This window comes from Streptomyces sp. NPDC088725, assembly GCF_044751305.1.
Taxonomy (GTDB): Bacteria; Actinomycetota; Actinomycetes; order Streptomycetales; family Streptomycetaceae; genus Streptomyces.
In genome coordinates this window covers 463767-479382 of sequence record NZ_JBIVLO010000004.1, presented here as the reverse complement: position 1 = coordinate 479382, position 15616 = coordinate 463767, and the positions used below count along the sequence as shown (strand labels likewise).

Genomic DNA, 15616 nt, shown 5'->3' with positions numbered 1-15616 from the left:
GCCGCCGGCAAGGCCGTCCCGTACGGCCTGCGCACACAATCTTGGTGAGAGCTGCCCCTCATCGGCAGCAGGACCCCCCTCCGCTGCCTTTAGACTCCCTGCAATGACAGGCCGAGGACCGGCAGGCAAGATGGGTGCGGCCGTCCGCAAGGTGCAGTGGTTCAGGGAGGAAGCGTCGTCGTGAGCAGCAGGCCATCCCGAGGCGCTGCTCGCCTCGCGGCGATACTCGACGCACTGCCCGACGGTCTGGTGCTCGTCAACGCCAACGGCACGATCGTCAACGCCAACACCATTGCCCTCGAACTGTTCGAGGCGCCCGGTACCGCTCTCGTCGGGCGCGGTCTGCTCGATCTGCTCCCGGAGTTCGACTCCAAGCTGATCCCCGGCTCGATGCGCCGCCCCGAAGCGGCGGACGAGCGCGGCAGGACGAAGCCGACGCGGATGATGGCGCGGCGCACGGACGGCAGTGAGTTCCCCGCCGAGGTCACCAGCGCGAGCCTGGAGGACGGCCGGGACGCGTACAACGACATCCACAGCTACACCGGCGACGAGCTGCTGATGCTGGTGGTCCGCGATCTGTCGGGGACCATGGACACCGAGGCCGAACTGGCCCGTTCGCAGCGGCAGACGGAGATGATCCTGCGGGCCGCGTCCGAGGGCGTGGTCGGCACGGACACCGACGGCCGCGTCGTCCTCGTCAACCCGGCGGCGGCGCAGATCCTCGGGTTCCGCGCCACCGATCTCGGCGGCCGCGAACTCCACACGCTGATCCTGCACTCGCGCGCGGACGGCGAGCCCTTCCCGTACGCGGACTCCCCGCTCGCCGACACGCTCAGGTCCGGGCGCAAGCACCGGGTGCGCGGGCAGGTGCTGTGGGCGAAGAACGGTTCCGCGGTGCCCGTCGACCTGACGACCGCGCCGGTGCGCGACGGCGAACAGCTCGTCGGCGCCGTCATGACCTTCACCGACCGGCGCGCGCACGAGGAACTCCTCGAACAGCACGCCGCCGAGCTGAAGGAGACGACGGAGCGCCTGGAGTCGAAGCTCGCGAAGGAGACCAAGCGCCTCACCACCGAGCTGGCGGAGACGACGGAACGGCTCACCGGCGAGCTGACGGAGGCGACCGAGCAGCACGTCGCCGAGCTGGCCGACCGCAGTGACCGCTACGCCGCCGAGATCGAGGAGCTGACGGAGCGGTACGGGTACGTCGAGGCCCGGCACACCCAGCTGACCGCCGTGCTCAGCGAGTCGCTGCGCGGCCCGCTGCTGGAGCTGCGCGGCGAGCTGGCCGCGCTCGCCGCCGACCCCGCCGGGCAGCTGTGGCCCGAGGCCAACCAGATCCTGCACCACCTCGCGGCCGGGTACGCCCGGATGACGACGCTGGTGGACAACGTCCTCGGCTACCAGCAGCTCGACGCCGGCGAGGAGACGCTGACGAAGGCGAACGTGCTGCTCGACGGGGTCGTGGCGGCCGGTGTCGAGGGCGCGATCGAGCTGATCGGTCCCGGCCGTGCGCAGTTCGCGGTGCACGCACCGCCCATCGAGGCCCAGGTCGACGCGGAACGGCTGGCGACGGCGCTCGCGCATCTGGTCGCCGACGTGGCCGGGGTCGACTCGACGGGCCGGGCGCGGCTGGTGCCGGGCGGCGGGTACGTCGACTCGACGATCGTGGTGGCCGCCGCGCAGCGCGGCGACGTCGTACGGATCGAGGTGCGCGGGCCGTTCGCGGGCGGGGATCCGGTGCACGAGCCGATCGTGCGCGGGATCGTACGGGCGCACGGCGGGGTACTCCAGACGCACGAGGTGCCGGGCATGAGCGGCAGCGCGTACGTGCTCGAACTGCCGCTCGGCGAGGGCGCGGGCACGGTCGCGCCCCCCGCGCAGCGGGCGCTGCCCGCACAGCCGGCGCTCCCGGCGCAGCAGCAGGGGTCGGACGCGACGGGCGCGGGAGCGACCGCGGGCGCGGGGCCCGCGACGAGTCCGGGTGCCGGTACGGATGCGACCGGCGCGGGTGCCGCGACGTCCGGCGGTGGCCGGCGGCGCGCGCGGCGGGCGTCCACGGACGCGTTCCTGGAGGGCCCCGGCGAGGAGCCTGCCGGGGAGCCCACGGGCCGCCGGAGGGCCGCTCGCGCGGCCGGCGACGAGACGGCGGGGCCTTCAGGTCCCGGAGGCCCCGGAGGTCCTGAGTCGGGCGCCGGGCAGGACTCCACCGGCGGCACGGGCCGCCGCCGCGGACGGCCGAACCCCGCCGAAGAGGCCGCCGCCGCTTCGGGTACGGGCGTCGCGGCTCCTCAGGCGGCGCCGCCCGGGCCGCTTCCCGGGTCCGCGCTCGCGCTGCCGTCGGGCAGGTCGGACGAGAGGCCCGGCGAGAGGCCCGGCGCGCCGGGCCCCGAGGGAGCGCATCCGGCCGCACGCGGGGCGCGCGGCGGGGTCGTACCGCCGCAGGGTGTGCCCGCGGACCCGGGTGCGGGCGCGAACGCGCATGCGGCCGGCCCCGGACGCAGGCCGACGCGGCACAGCGGTCAGAACGCCCTGCCCGCGCTTCCGTCGGGACCCGTCGCGCCGCCCGCCGCTCACCAGGGCCCGGTGCCCGGTCAAGGCCTCGGTCAAGGCCTCGGCCCCGGGCAGAATCAGGCCACCGCGCCTGCGGCACGCCGTACACGCCGGGCGCTCGCTCCGGCGCAGGAGCGCCACACTCCGCCGCCGCCCGCGCCGGAGGGCGCCCGGAGCGCGTTCGCACTCCCCCCGGCCGCCGCCGACCGCACCGCCCCGCAGGCCGCTCCTGCCCCACAGGCACCGCCGGCCGCCGCGCCGATGCCGCAGCACGGCACGCTGCCCGGCCGCCACGACGCCGTACGTACGCCCCCTGACGACGACCACACGCCGCCGCAGCCCCACCCGGTGTCGAACCCGGCGGGCCGGCGCCGAGGCGGCCCGGACGCCCCGTACAGCCCCGGACACGACACCGGCGCCTCAGGTGTCCCGGGCGCCTCAGGCGTTCCCGGCGCCATGCCCGCCGACGCGACCGGCTGGGCAGCGCCCGGCCAGAGCGTCCCGGGCCCGGTCTCCGACGGCCGGGGCATGACGTCGTCCGGCTTCGGCGTCATGACGCCACCGCCGAGCTGGCCGGAGGACCCCAGGCCCGCCGAACCCCAGAGCCCCTCCCCGGCCCCGGGCCCGGCGGCCGGCGACACCGGCAGCGTCCCGGCCGGCTCCCCGCTGCCGGCTCCCGGCGTGGCCCATCAGCCGCTGCCGCCCGCGCAGCCCCTGCCCGAGGAAGCGCCGCACAGCGCGGACTCCACACTGGGACGGGCGTTCAGCGTGCGCACGCTCGGCCAGGGCGTCCCCTTCGTCCAGCCGCAGACTCAGCCGCAGCCCCAGAACCACCCGGGTCCGGCGCCGCTCCCCTTGAGCCAGGGACAGGGCCAGGGACAGGCCGGCAATCTCGGTTCGGGCCGTCGCCGCAAGCTCGGCACGCCCCCCGACGACGATCACGCCGAGCCGGGCGGCATTCCCCAGCCCGGACAGCCGCACCGGCCCGGGCAGTCCGGCCCCGGGTCCCACGGCGGCTCTCGGCTGACCGCCGGCCACTCCGAGGGCCGCTCGTACGCGATCGGCGCGCCCGACGAGGGCGCGGAGGGCCCCCAGCCGCTGGACGGCCCCGGCGGCGCGGTCGAGGTCGCCAACCGCCCCCAGCCGCGGCCCGTCGACGACGAACTGCCTCCCGAGCCCCTCGACAACCCGCGCCGGCTGCTGGTCTGGCCCGCGCCCGACGTCTCCACCTCGCAGGCGTTGAGCGACCGCGGCTACCGGCCGGTGGTGGTGCACTCCCGCGAGGAGGTGGACGCCCAGATCGCCGCGTTCCCCGCGGCCCTGTTCGTCGACCCGCTGACCGGGCCCATCACCCGTACCGCGCTCCAGTCGCTGCGCCAGGCGGCGGTCGCCGCCGAGGTCCCCGTACTGGTGACGGCCGGTCTCGGACAGGCGACGCGGGAAGCGGCGTACGGCGCGGACCCGGCCGTGCTCCTCAAGGCGCTGGCCCCGCGCGACAGCGAGCAACACCCGTCGCGCGTCCTGCTGATCGAGGAGCACGAGGAGATCGCGCTCGCCCTGACGGCGACGCTCGAACGGCGCGGCATGCAGGTCGCCCGCGCGGCCACCGACAACGAAGCGGTGACGCTCGCCTCCCAGATGCGGCCGAACCTGGTCGTCATGGACCTCATGCAGGTACGGCGCAGGCGCGCGGGGATCATCGACTGGCTGCGCGCGAACGGGCAGTTGAACCGCACGCCGCTGGTCGTCTACACCTCGGTCGGGATCGACGAGGCCGAACTGCCGCTGCTCAGCTCGGGCGAGACGGTGCTCTTCCTCGCCGAACGCTCCACGAGCGACGACGTACAGGCCCGGATCGTCGAACTGCTCGCGAAGGTCGGCACCAACTGACCGGGTCCAACCGGCCCTCCGCATCTACGCGTTGCCGCACGGGCAGCGGAGAGCGGAGGGCCGGCCGGCGTTTCAGAGCCGGGTGACGTCCAGTTCGCCGTTCGCGTACTGCTTGCGGATCACCTTCTTGTCGAACTTCCCCACGCTCGTCTTCGGCACCGCCTCCACCACCGCCCACCGTTCGGGCAGTTGCCACCTGGCCACCCGCTCCGCCAGGAACTGCCGCAGCGCCGCGTAGTCCGCGGTCGCGCCCTCCGTGAGGACGACGGTCGCGAGCGGCCGTTCGCCCCACCGCTCGTCCGGTACGGCCACGACCGCCGCCTCCGCGACTTCCGGGTGTGCCATCAGCGCGTTCTCCAGCTCGACGCTGGAGATCCACTCGCCGCCCGACTTGATGACGTCCTTGGCGCGGTCGGTGAGCGTGAGGAAACCGTCCGGGCTGATGACGCCGACATCACCGGTCTTCAGCCAGCCGTCCCGGCTGAACTTGTCGTCGGGACGCAGCGGTTCGCCCGCCGCCCCGCCGTAGTACGCGCCCGCGATCCACGGGCCGCGCACCTCCAGTTCGCCGGCCGACGCGTTGTCCCAGGGCAGGATGTCGCCACCGGGTCCCACCAGGCGCCCTTCGACGCTCGCCGGGAAGCGGCCCTGGGTGACGCGGTACGGCCACTCGTCCTCACCGCTCACACCGGCGGGCGGGATGGCGACCGTGCCCAGCGGCGAGGTCTCCGTCATGCCCCAGGCCTGGACGAGCCGTACGCCGAGCTTGTCGTACGCCTCCATCAGCGCGGGCGGGCAGGCCGAACCGCCGATCGTGACGCGCGCCATGGAGGTCAGGTCGCGCGGTCGGGACGTGACTTCGGCGAGCAGCCCCTGCCAGATGGTGGGGACGGCCGCGGCGTGCGTGGGCTTCTCGCGCTCGATCATGTCGGCGAGCGGGGCGGGCTGGAGGAATCGGTCCGGCATCAGCATGTTCACACCGGCCATGAAGGCGGCGTGCGGCAAACCCCACGCGTTTACATGAAATTGCGGGACCACGATGAGTGTCGTGTCGCGGTCCGTGAGGCCCATCGACTCCGTCGAGTTGGCCTGCATCGAGTGCAGATAGACGGAACGGTGGGAGTAGACAACGCCCTTGGGATCGCCGGTGGTGCCCGAGGTGTAACACATGGCCGCGGCGGCCCGCTCGTCCAGCTCGGGCCAGTCGAAGTCGGCCGGGCCGGAGGCGATCAGCTCCTCGTACTCGTGAACCTGGGCCCGCGTCCCGGAACCGTCCAGGACGGCGCGGTCGCCGGGGCCGCAGACGATGATGTGCTCGACGGTCGGCAGGTGCGGCAGGAGCGGCGCGAGCAGCGGCAGCAGCGAGCCGTTCACGATGACCACGCGGTCGGCGGCGTGCTGGACGATCCAGATCAACTGCTCTGCGGGGAGGCGGAGGTTGAGGGTGTGGAGGACCGCGCCCATGGAGGGGATCGCGAGATACGCCTCAAGGTGGTTCGAGTTGTTCCACATCAAGGTCGCAATACGCTCGTCGGCGGTGACTCCGAGCCCGTCACGCAGCGCGCCCGCGAGCCGCGTCGCCCGCGCACCGACCTCGGCGAAGGTGCGGCGCTCCGGCTCGCCCTCCCCGGTCCAGGTCGTGACCCGCGCCTTTCCGTGGATGGTCATCCCGTGCCGCAGGATGCGGGTCACAATCAGCGGTACGTCCTGCATGGTGCTCAGCACGGCGTCCTCCCGGTGGGCTCGGCGCATCGTCGCGATCAGTCCTTGCGAGGATTCTGCGCACGTACCGCGCGGTATGTCACTAGCCGGGAAGAGAAACCAGTGACACGCCCCCGGCCGGACCGGCGCAGGAACCGTGGACGCGCCCCGAGCCGGGACCGTGAACGCGACCGCCATCCGGACTGCCGTCCGCAGTTGCCGCCGGGACCACCGGCACCGCCAGGCAATCAGCGGACCGGCGACAGCTCCGGGTCCTCGCGGAGTTTGCCGAGTGCTCGCGACACCGCGCTCTTGACCGTCCCGATCGAGACGCCGAGTACTTCGGCGGTCTGGACCTCGCTGAGATCCTCGTAGTAGCGCAGGACCACCATCGCCCGCTGGCGGTCGGGCAGCCTCATCACCGCGCGCCACATCGCGTCGTGCAGCACCTGCCGCTCGGCCGGATCGGGCTCCGGTACGCCCGGCGGCTCGGGCAGTTCCTCGCAGACGAACTCGTCGACCTTGCGCTTGCGCCACTGCGAGGTGCGGGTGTTGACGAGGGCGCGGCGCACGTAGCCGTCGAGGGCGCGGTGGTCCTCGATCCGGTCCCAGGCGACGTATGTCTTGGTCAGGGCCGTCTGGAGCAGGTCCTCCGCGTCGCTCGGATTGGCGGTGAGCGAGCGCGCGGTGCGCAGCAGCACGGGCCCCCGAGCCCGGACGTAGCACGAGAACGACGCGTACGGCGGACGCGCGGCATGCGGCGCACTCGGTGTGTGCGCCGCATGCGGAACGTGCGGGGTGTGCGAGGCCGTCATGGCGGCTCTGGTGGCGCTCGTGCGGCCAGGCGTGGTCATACCTCCACGCTAGAAGTGAGCCCTGCCACCGGGGATCGGCCGCAGGTCCCGAAGCGATGTCAGCCCCAGGGTGTAGGGGTGATGCCTTCCCCACCTCCTGAAGGTGGAGACGGGGTGACCAAAGCGCGCAGGGACACTCAGGGTCAGCCCCTGATGCGGCGGTGGTACGTGAGTGTCGCCGGCGGTCCCTCTTCGCAGGTCGGGAGCGTCCGGGGCCGTGGCACGGCACGAGGCGGCCGCCCCTGGGGACGGAGCCGCCCATACGGCCGAAGCACGGTCGCAGCCGAAGCCGTCCGTACGTCCCGAACGTGCCGCGCAACCACAGCGGCCTGCGCGACGGCACCGAAGTGCCGCCGCGCAGGCTGTCGTTCACCCCTCAGCTCACGCCCCCCGTCGGGTCACGTGTCACCAGAGATTGGTGAACGTCAGCGCGATGTTGTTGTTGTCCTGGTCGATCGCCGTGAAGCCCGAGCCGATCACGTTGGCGGTGTTGTTCTGGTTGGACGCGCCGGCGCCGGTCGCCACCTGCTGCGTGGTGGTCGAGTTGCCCCGGTTGTCGTGCCCGACGCCGCTGCCCGTGAGCGTGGCAACAGCGGCGTTCGATCCGTCGTCCGCGACGGCTCCGTTGTCTGCCTGGGCCACCCCGGCGAAGATCGCGGCGGCGATGGGCAGGGCGGCGACGGCGGCGATGACGCGGGCGGTACGGATGCTTGCCATGTCTTTTCCTCCAGGAACGGAAACTACGAAGTTCGGCTGTTTCCAAAGCGGTTGGCCGACCGCCTTGGGGGTTCTTCTCGACGTCGCGCTCCAAGGATTGCCCACCGAATCCGCCAGGAACCACCCCGCAGAGCCCGATTCCCTCGCAAGCGTGAGGACATGTCGATAAACCCTCTTTGCGCCCCCAAAGAGTCAGCTCGGACCTTTCACGCCGATAGAGCCCGTTCCCCCAAGAGAAGAACCGTTTCGTCAGGTTTCCGGCCAACCGTTTATCAGCCAGCCGATCACGCCCGTTTCCGAACGCGCGCGCCCACTCAGGGCCCCGCTTCCCGCCCGTCCCTCACCCGTGTCCAACCGCTCCCGGCCCGGCGAGTGGCACCCCGCGCCCTGTTCACACGCGCTTACGCGCCCTTTACACCCGCCGCGCGCCGCGCGCCGTGCCGCCCGGCCGGGACACGGCCCGCGAGGGGGCACAGGAGCCGTCGTACGACACGGCACAGGAACCGGCGGGACACGGCACGGGACCCCGGCGGGACGCGGAATCAGGAAGCCCGAGCCCCCGTACGCCGACGGCCGCGGACCAGGAAACCGCCGAGCGCGGCGAGCGAGACCGCCGCGGCGGCGAGGAGCGGCGAGCCGCCCGCGCCCACCCCGGTCTCGGCGAGGACAGGCGCGGCGGCCGACTGCGCCTGCACGCCCGTGCCGGTGCCGGCCCCCGTGCCCGTGCCCGTACCCGTGCCCGTGCCGCTCCCGGACGTGCCGCTCCCGGACGGTGTCGTGGATCCGCCGTCCTCCGACGCGTCCCCACCCGGCACGTCCACGGTCAGCCGCGCCTTGTCGTTGGCGGGCGTGTGGTCGAAGTCGGGCTTGATGTCGTAGACGGAGGTGGCCTTCACCTCGCCCGACGTGTCGTGCGCACCCTTCTGGATCTTCAGCGCGAAGGCGTAGGAATGCACGGAGCCGACGTCCAGCGTCTGATCGGACGGCACACAGACATACACCGGCTTGCCGGGCTCCGAGGGTCCGGTCGGCCCGTCGATGCCGAACGGCAGGCATTCCCGGGGGACTTGGACAGCCGTCGTGCCCTTGGGTATGCGCACCATGAGCGCGGGCTGGTCGTCGCTCTCGTTGTTCTGCACCCAGCCGGGCCCGTTGTTGCGCAGCGCGGCGGTGACGTTCACCGTGTCGCCCGGCTCGCCCTCGACCGTGTCGCCGACGGCGGCGAGGTCGGCGGTGTTGTCGGCCATCAGCGTCAGCTGCCGGTAGCTCTCGTCGTACCCCTCGCCCGGCACCGCGCCGGTCGGGCTGGTGCCGTACTGCACCACCTCCATCAGCGCCTTCCCGAGCACCTTGACGCGTACGGGCACGGTGACGCTCTTGCCGGGCTCGATCGCGGTGTCCAACGTGCAGAGAGCCTCGCCGAGTTGGTCGCCGACGGTCGCGTACGAACACCCCGCGGCGTGTTCCGCGTAGGCCAGCCCGCGCGTGAGGCGCACGCGGAAGGCGACGTTCTCGGCGGGCGCGGTCCCGTTGTTGGTGATCGTCACGGACTGCGCACGCACCTGCCCCGGCTCGAACCCGTCCCCGGACAGCTGCGACACCACCAGATCAGGCCGCCCGCCCTCCTCGGCTCCGGCGGCCGGAGCCAGGGCGAGGACGAACGGTACGGCGGCTGCGGCGGCCACGAGCGCGGTTGACGGGCGGAAACGCATGGTGAGACTCCCCGGTGAAACAGACGGTCAGATAAATGCACGAGACATGTACTAGACACCTGCCGTACACCCGGGGTTGTGGAAGAGGATGTGCAGAAACGATGACGGAATCGACTACAAGCGCTCCGGACTGATCAGTCGGGCGATCCGCTCCGGAGTCCAGTGCCCGGCGGCGCCGGGACAGGCGGCCAGGTAGGCCGCGACGGCGGGGACGGCCCAGACGTCCGCTTCCAGCAGGCCGGTGGACAGGTGAGCGAGGTACGGGGCGGCCGGCGGACGCCACTCGACGTCGCCCACGCCCCACGGCGCCGTGAAGGTGACCACCGGAACTCCGTCCAGCGCCCCCAGGCACAGCAGCGTCTCGTACCGCCCCTCCCCGAGCACGGCCCTGCCACGGCTCAGGACCTCGGTCAGGTCGAGGTCGGCGCCGGGGTCGCGGTACATCTCCTGCGCGGCGATGTCCGAGAACTGCCCGACGGTGACGAGATGTGCCCGCGCGAGCACCCGGCCCTGCGTCGCGTTCCCGCCGCCGTCTCTTTCGGCGCCTCGTGGGGACACCGGCCCGCGCGCGTCGGGATCGTAGAACGCCCGGCCGCCCGTCCAGACGGCCGATTCGGTCGCGAAGTACACGACGCCGTCCAGCTCCAGCGGCACGGAAGCTTCCGGCAACCGCCGGTCCCGGCACCCCGGATACCCCCGCAGGGCCCCGGTCGGCCGGCCACCGAGGATGTACTGCGCCAGCCGGGCGGTGTCCATGTTGGACCCGTACGAGGTGTACCAGACCCGCGCCGGCGAAGCGCTCCCGCGCGGCCACGGCCCGCCCTCGACCACACGCAGCCCGCTCACGGCCTCACCAACCCCTACGTACAGTCCAGTTGGACACCCACACACAGGTGGTGCGGGCCTCCGCCGGAGGCCCGCACCACGTGATCTTCCCTTACGGTCCGCGTCTTTCCCCGGAGGGGCGTACGCGTGGCCGCGAGTCCGTTGCTCCGACCGGGTCGGAGCAACGGACAACATGACAACTAGTCGGCGATACAGAGCAAGCCGTGGAGGTAGTCCCACTTGACGTGGTATCCCTCGCCGCAGAGTTCGTCCAGGGTGCCCGCGTCGGATGCGGCATGGGCGGAGACGGTCCCGTGGTTCTCGGCCGCGGAGGCGGAACCGGCCATCAGCGGAGCGAGCGACAGAGAAGCCCCGAGCGCGACGGTGGCGAGCAGGCGCTTGCGCATGGTCATCCTTTCGAAGAAAACCAACAGGTCTTTTCGAAATCAAAAAATACCGAACATCCGCCACCGGACCCCCGTGTCTCGCGCGGCACTAGGGGTTCAACCAGAGAAACGCCGAGACACTTGCGGAAGTAGTCCAAACGACGGACCAATGGGCGACCACCCAGGTCAATCAGCCCTTCCTGAAGACCAGTTGACGGTCGACCGAGACGCCGGTGGTCCGGTCGCCGAGTGACAGGACCGAGACGATCAGTACCGCCATCGCGCCCGCGATCGCCCAGAACAGCGCGCCCGATCCCCCCGCGTCGAGAACCGGCAGCAGCACGAACGGGATGGCTCCGGCGGAGAGTTTGGACAGCGAGTACGCGGCGCCCGAGGCGGCTGCCCGGATCGACGTCGGATACTGCTCGGACAGATAGACGTGCGACACGCTGGAGAAGATGTTGCTGCACAGCGTGTACGCGAAGCCGAAGGTGACGATGAGCGCGGGCGAGGTGGTCAGTCCGAAGCCGAGGCCCGCGAGGGCCATCGCCGCGGCCGACAGGACGAGGAGGGTCCTGCGCTCCATCCGGTCGATCACGGGGAGCGCCAGCGCGGAGCCGACCGGGTAGCCGAGGAAGGACAGGGCGGTGAAGCCGAGGCCGGCGACGATGTCATACCCCTTGGCCGCGAGGACCTGCGGCGCGAGCGTGCCGAAGCCGTAGTACCCCACCACCGACAGCACGCACAGGATCCACAACATCGAGGTGCGGCGGCGGAGTTCGGGCCGGAAGACGTCCCGCAGGCGCAGTGCCGGCGCGACGGCGGCCACCGGCTCCACGGGCTCCGGCCGGGCGCCGCCGCCGGGCGTCCCGGCTTCCATCCAGGTGACGAGGACCTCGGCCTCGGCCGTCCGTCCCCGCGTGGCCAGCCAGCGCGGCGACTCGATCAGCCGCCGGCGCAGGACCCATACCACGGCCGAGCCGAGCGAACCGATGACGAACAGCCACCGCCAGCCGGACACACCGAGGAACGACGCCGGTGCGAGCCAGAGCGCGGCGAACCCGACGGCCGGCACCCCGCAGAAGGCGACGGTATAGGCCCAGGCGATGAACCGGCCGCGCTTGGAGGCGGGCAGCACATCGGCCAAGTAGCAGTCGGAGAGCGCTTGTTCGGCGCCGATGCCGATGCCGGCCAGGAAGCGGGTCGCGATCAGCCAGTAGACGTTCGGCGAGAAGGCGCCCAGCAGTGAAAAGCCGGAGTAGATCGCGAGGTTGAGCAGAAAGGCCCGCCGGCGGCCGTATCGGTCGGCCACCTTGCCCATGACCAGGGATCCGAGGAACTGGCCGATGAACGTGGACGCCAGCACGAACTTCAGCGTCGTCGCGTCGAGGGCGAAGTCGCCCTGGAGCACTTTTCCGATGGTGCCGGACAGGTTGTTCTCGAAGGTGTCGAAGAACAGCCCGACACCGATCACTGCGGTGATCCTGCGGTGTACCGGGCCGATCCGCATACGGTCCAGGCGCGCACCGATCGACGCGGGCGTGGAGACGGCAGTGGTGGCCGCGCCCGCGCTGGTGACGGTCTCGGTCATGGGAACTCCTGAGGCTGAGGAGGAGGCACCCGGAACCGCCTGCGCCCCGGGCGCGCGGCCCGGGGCCAGGGAGAAAAACGGAGGATCGAGGTGGGGAGGTGAGAGAGGGAGGTGGCGAGGTGAGAGAGGGGCGCGACGGTTCGTGCGCGGTCAGGCGGCCTGCTCCAGCAGACCGTCGACCTCTCCGCTGCGCACGGGAGCGCTGACCTTGTGGAGGTACGAGGCGACCTCGCGGTACGAGGTCCAGAACCCCACCTCGTGGTACGGCACGCCCCGTTCGGCGCAGTAGGCACGGGTGAGCACGCGGGCACGGGCCAGGTTCTTCTGCGGCATCGCCGGGAACAGGTGGTGTTCCACCTGGTAGTTGAGGCCGCCGTACAGAAAGTCCGTCACCAGCGACGGGCGGATGTTGCGCGAGGTCAGGACCTGGCGTTCCAGCCAGTCGAGGCTTTCCTCCTCGCCGTCACGCACCTCCATGCCCTTGTGGTTCGGCGCGAAGATCAGCCCGAAGTAGACACCCAGGGAAGCCATTTGAACGAGCACGAACGCGACCGCGAGCAGCGGGCTGAGCACGGTGAAGACGCAGGTGAGGTATATCGCCACGCGCAGCAGCAGCAGCGTGGACTCCAGGACCGGACGCTTGGTGTCTCCCCGGGAGATGGCGAGCACCGCGGTCTTGTGCATCTTGAACGATTCGAGGACGAGCAGCACGAAGAACAGCACGCTCTGGTAGCGCACGATGAAGCGCTGAACGGTGGTCCGGGTGCGGTACTGCTTGATGTCGAAGATGGCGGTGCGCCGGCCGATGTCCGGGTCCATGTCGAGGTGGTTGGGGTTGCTGTGGTGACGGTTGTGGTGGTTGACCCACCAGCCGAAACTGACTCCGTTGACGAAGTTGGCGTGGAAGTAGCCGACGGCGGAGGCAGCCCGCTTGTTCCGGAACATGGCCTTGTGACCCGCGTCGTGCCACATGTAGGCCGACTGCACACCGCACAGCCCCATCCACACCGCCACGGGGATCTGCCACCACGAGTCGCCCACGAGGAAGAAGGCCACCAGGCCCGCCACCAGCAGGGCAGTATTCAGGGCCAACCGGCCCAGGTAGTAACGCGGGTTGAGGTCGAGAAGGCCCTCCGCCTTGACGCGCTTCAGCAGTTCGGCGAACGTGGCGGACGCGCCGACGCGCTGCGGGGCGGCGACATCGTCCGTTCCGACGTGCTGCGGGGCGGCGACATCGTCCGTTCCGACGTGCTGCGGGGCGGCGGGCTGCTCCGCTTCGACCGGGGCCGCGGGCGCTGCTCCAGATGTCCGTTCTTCTTGCGGACGCTGCATGGATGCTCTCCTAAGAAACATTGGCGCCGGTAAAGAGGACGCGGGCCACGCCCGGCCCCGGCCTGCGGTGACACGGAAGGGCAAGCGCCCTACGAGCCGGGCATGCCCAGCGCCGAGCGCCGGAACGGACACCGGTCTCGGGAGGACGGGACCCGCACCTCTTGATCGGACGCCGAGCGAACGTACGTCTCAGCGTTCCGCGTCGAGCTGATGAAGCGCTGACACCGGGCTGATCGGCGAGGGATGCGCGCGGGAGACCGCTCAGGCCGGGGGCGTCTGACTCGCCAGCAGGGCGTCCAGCCGCAGCACGACCTCGTCGCCGGCCTGTGCGACCGCCGGGTCGTCCGGAGCGCCGATGATGCCCATGAGCCCGCCGAGCATGGCGTGTTGGAGTTCTTCGAGTGCGGTCGCCGGGGCCGCTTCGGGCGCGGCGGCGGGCGGTGTCGATTCCGTCGTCGGTGCCGTTGTCGGTGCCGTGGTGTCGGGGATGTCCGTCTCGGCTGTGCTCACTGCCGTCTCCTCCTGGGATGGGTGGTCGGTGGTGCGGTGATGCGGTGGTCCGGTGATGCGGTCGTCCGGACGGCAACGGGTGGCGCCTCGGTCCGGCCGGGGTCCGGTCGTCCGGTCTAGAAGGCCTTGCAGGCGCGGAATATGTGCGCGAAGGAGGCCAGCGAGGCCTGCCCGTCGAAGGCGACGTACTCCGGGATCACCAGATCGGGAGCCCACTTCTGCTTGTACGAAAGCTGTGTCTGGGCCGGGTACAGCGCCGCGCCCTCGGCCCACAGTGCGCTCATCAGCCACTGGAACGCGGGGCTGTGCCCCTCGATCTCGAAGTCGGCGTCCAGCCCGGTGAACGGCGTGAAGCCGAAGTGGAGCCATGCGACGCCCTCGCCGCGGAAGACCTCGATGGCGTGCGCGTTGATGGCCTCCATGAGGCCCGGTGACCCTTCGGGGATACGGCGGCTGAGGTCGTGCATCCAGCCGGCGCGGCTCCCGTAGACCGGAGAGTACGAGATGTACGCGACAGGAGCGCCCTCGATGGTGCCGACGAAAAGCCGCCGCAGGGGCTGGACCTCGCCGCCCATCTGGCCCACCAGGAACTCCAGTTGGCTGGCACCGCCCTTGGAGGACAGCCAGGCGCCGTCGATCACCTTGAGCTCGGCCTCCCAGTCCTCCGCCGCCACCTCGCGGATCTCCAGACCGTTGCGGTGAGCCCGCGAGATCTTGTTCCGCAGCTGCATGAACCGCGTGCCGCGCAGGGTGAAGTCCTCGAGACGCCTGGCCCACGAAGCGCCCACCTGGTTCACGGTGAAGCCGTACCGCCGGTACCGCTCGGCGTCGTGGCGCTGGAGTTGCACGCCGACCAGGCTCAGGTTCTGCTCCCTGACGTGCTCCAGGAAGCGTCCGGCCAGCAAGTCGTAGTCCTCCGTGGCCGCGAACGGACCGCCGAACTGCACCACGTGCCGGCCGGTGCGCCGATAGACGATCACGCCGTCGGCCTCGGGCACGCTGAACGTGCTGTTTCCGCTATTGAGGGTGAGGAATGAGCTGGGATTCTCGGCTTCCGTATGCTTGCGGATGGCCGCGAGAACCGCGTTTTCCGTGGCAATGAGGGACATGAAAGCGACCCTTTCTTGAAGTGTGTATGCCACTGCGAGTAGAGCACCGACCACCCCGTCATGGGAAGCCTGGATTTGCCTTCCGGGGAGGCGTCAGATATGCGTCAGTGTGGTGTCAGCAGGGGCTGGCACAGTTATGGACATGAAGACGGCACGGGAAACCGGGCCGGCAAGTTGGAGAGGTGCCCGGAGCGGCTTATCGGGGACCAGGCGCAAGCCAAGTCGGGCCTAACAGCCCACGCAGGTTCGAATCCTGCCCTCTCCGCAACGGCCCGGGAAACCAGGCCGGAAAAAGGAGAGGTGCCCGGAGCGGCTCATCGGGGACCAGGCGCAAGCCAGATCGGGCCTAACAGCCCACGCAGGTTCGAATCCTGCCCTCTCCGCAACGGCCCGGGAAACCAGGCCGGAAAAAGGAGAGGTGCCCGGAGCGGCTCAT

General features: G+C 71.1%; 11 protein-coding genes, 1 tRNA gene and 1 pseudogene. 3 read left to right on the top strand and 10 right to left on the bottom strand.

Going from position 1 to position 15616, the window contains the following annotated elements; translation table 11 throughout:
* The first annotated feature begins 180 nt into the window (after nt 1–180).
* Nucleotides 181–4443: a PAS domain-containing protein gene (locus ACIP6N_RS12340; RefSeq protein WP_401814990.1), complete on the top strand. Its 4263-nt coding sequence runs from the start codon at nt 181–183 to the stop codon at nt 4441–4443.
* Between the two features lie 72 nt (nt 4444–4515).
* Here the strand turns inward: ACIP6N_RS12340 and ACIP6N_RS12335 are convergent, their stop codons facing one another.
* The 10 genes from ACIP6N_RS12335 to ACIP6N_RS12290 all read right to left on the bottom strand — a co-directional run bounded on the left by ACIP6N_RS12335 (nt 4516) and on the right by ACIP6N_RS12290 (nt 15180).
* Entirely contained in the window at nt 4516–6168 is a 1653-nt protein-coding gene (locus ACIP6N_RS12335; protein WP_401815245.1) for a long-chain fatty acid--CoA ligase, read from the bottom strand.
* 224 nt (nt 6169–6392) lie between these two features.
* Nucleotides 6393–6998: a SigE family RNA polymerase sigma factor gene (locus ACIP6N_RS12330; RefSeq protein WP_401814989.1), complete on the bottom strand. Its 606-nt coding sequence runs from the start codon at nt 6996–6998 to the stop codon at nt 6393–6395.
* A gap of 405 nt (nt 6999–7403) precedes the next feature.
* Entirely contained in the window at nt 7404–7715 is a 312-nt protein-coding gene (locus ACIP6N_RS12325; RefSeq protein ID WP_401814988.1) for a hypothetical protein, read from the bottom strand.
* A 542-nt stretch (nt 7716–8257) separates the two neighbouring features.
* Complete coding sequence (locus ACIP6N_RS12320) at nt 8258–9427, bottom strand: hypothetical protein (protein ID WP_401814987.1); 1170 nt, start codon at nt 9425–9427, stop codon at nt 8258–8260.
* A 114-nt stretch (nt 9428–9541) separates the two neighbouring features.
* Nucleotides 9542–10183, bottom strand: coding sequence for a histone deacetylase (locus ACIP6N_RS12315; RefSeq protein ID WP_401815243.1), 642 nt, complete (start codon nt 10181–10183; stop codon nt 9542–9544).
* A 269-nt stretch (nt 10184–10452) separates the two neighbouring features.
* Complete coding sequence (locus ACIP6N_RS12310; protein ID WP_401814986.1) at nt 10453–10659, bottom strand: hypothetical protein; 207 nt, start codon at nt 10657–10659, stop codon at nt 10453–10455.
* A 169-nt stretch (nt 10660–10828) separates the two neighbouring features.
* The gene (locus tag ACIP6N_RS12305; protein WP_401814985.1) at nt 10829–12229 is read right to left on the bottom strand and encodes an MFS transporter; all 1401 of its coding nucleotides are present in this window, start codon (nt 12227–12229) and stop codon (nt 10829–10831) included.
* Between the two features lie 150 nt (nt 12230–12379).
* Nucleotides 12380–13561: a fatty acid desaturase family protein gene (locus ACIP6N_RS12300; protein ID WP_401814984.1), complete on the bottom strand. Its 1182-nt coding sequence runs from the start codon at nt 13559–13561 to the stop codon at nt 12380–12382.
* A gap of 261 nt (nt 13562–13822) precedes the next feature.
* Nucleotides 13823–14071, bottom strand: coding sequence for a hypothetical protein (locus ACIP6N_RS12295; protein WP_401814982.1), 249 nt, complete (start codon nt 14069–14071; stop codon nt 13823–13825).
* 116 nt (nt 14072–14187) lie between these two features.
* A complete protein-coding gene (locus ACIP6N_RS12290) occupies nt 14188–15180 on the bottom strand; it encodes a DUF2156 domain-containing protein (RefSeq protein WP_401814980.1) in 993 nt (330 codons plus the stop codon).
* A 176-nt stretch (nt 15181–15356) separates the two neighbouring features.
* Here ACIP6N_RS12290 and ACIP6N_RS12285 point away from each other — a divergent pair.
* A pseudogene (locus ACIP6N_RS12285) lies at nt 15357–15445 on the top strand.
* Between the two features lie 29 nt (nt 15446–15474).
* A tRNA-OTHER gene (locus tag ACIP6N_RS12280) sits at nt 15475–15563 on the top strand.
* Nucleotides 15564–15616: the final 53 nt, after the last annotated feature.

Excerpts from the sequence above, each read along its gene's own strand:
- ACIP6N_RS12315 (WP_401815243.1), bottom strand. The coding sequence starts at position 10,183 with ATGGACACCGCCCGGCTGGCGCAGTACATCCTCGGTGGCCGGCCGACC.
- ACIP6N_RS12290 (WP_401814980.1), bottom strand. The coding sequence starts at position 15,180 with ATGTCCCTCATTGCCACGGAAAACGCGGTTCTCGCGGCCATCCGCAAG.
- ACIP6N_RS12320 (WP_401814987.1), bottom strand. The coding sequence starts at position 9,427 with ATGCGTTTCCGCCCGTCAACCGCGCTCGTGGCCGCCGCAGCCGCCGTA.
- ACIP6N_RS12300 (WP_401814984.1), bottom strand. The coding sequence starts at position 13,561 with ATGCAGCGTCCGCAAGAAGAACGGACATCTGGAGCAGCGCCCGCGGCC.
- ACIP6N_RS12330 (WP_401814989.1), bottom strand. The coding sequence starts at position 6,998 with ATGACCACGCCTGGCCGCACGAGCGCCACCAGAGCCGCCATGACGGCC.
- ACIP6N_RS12310 (WP_401814986.1), bottom strand. The coding sequence starts at position 10,659 with ATGCGCAAGCGCCTGCTCGCCACCGTCGCGCTCGGGGCTTCTCTGTCG.
- ACIP6N_RS12325 (WP_401814988.1), bottom strand. The coding sequence starts at position 7,715 with ATGGCAAGCATCCGTACCGCCCGCGTCATCGCCGCCGTCGCCGCCCTG.
- ACIP6N_RS12305 (WP_401814985.1), bottom strand. The coding sequence starts at position 12,229 with ATGACCGAGACCGTCACCAGCGCGGGCGCGGCCACCACTGCCGTCTCC.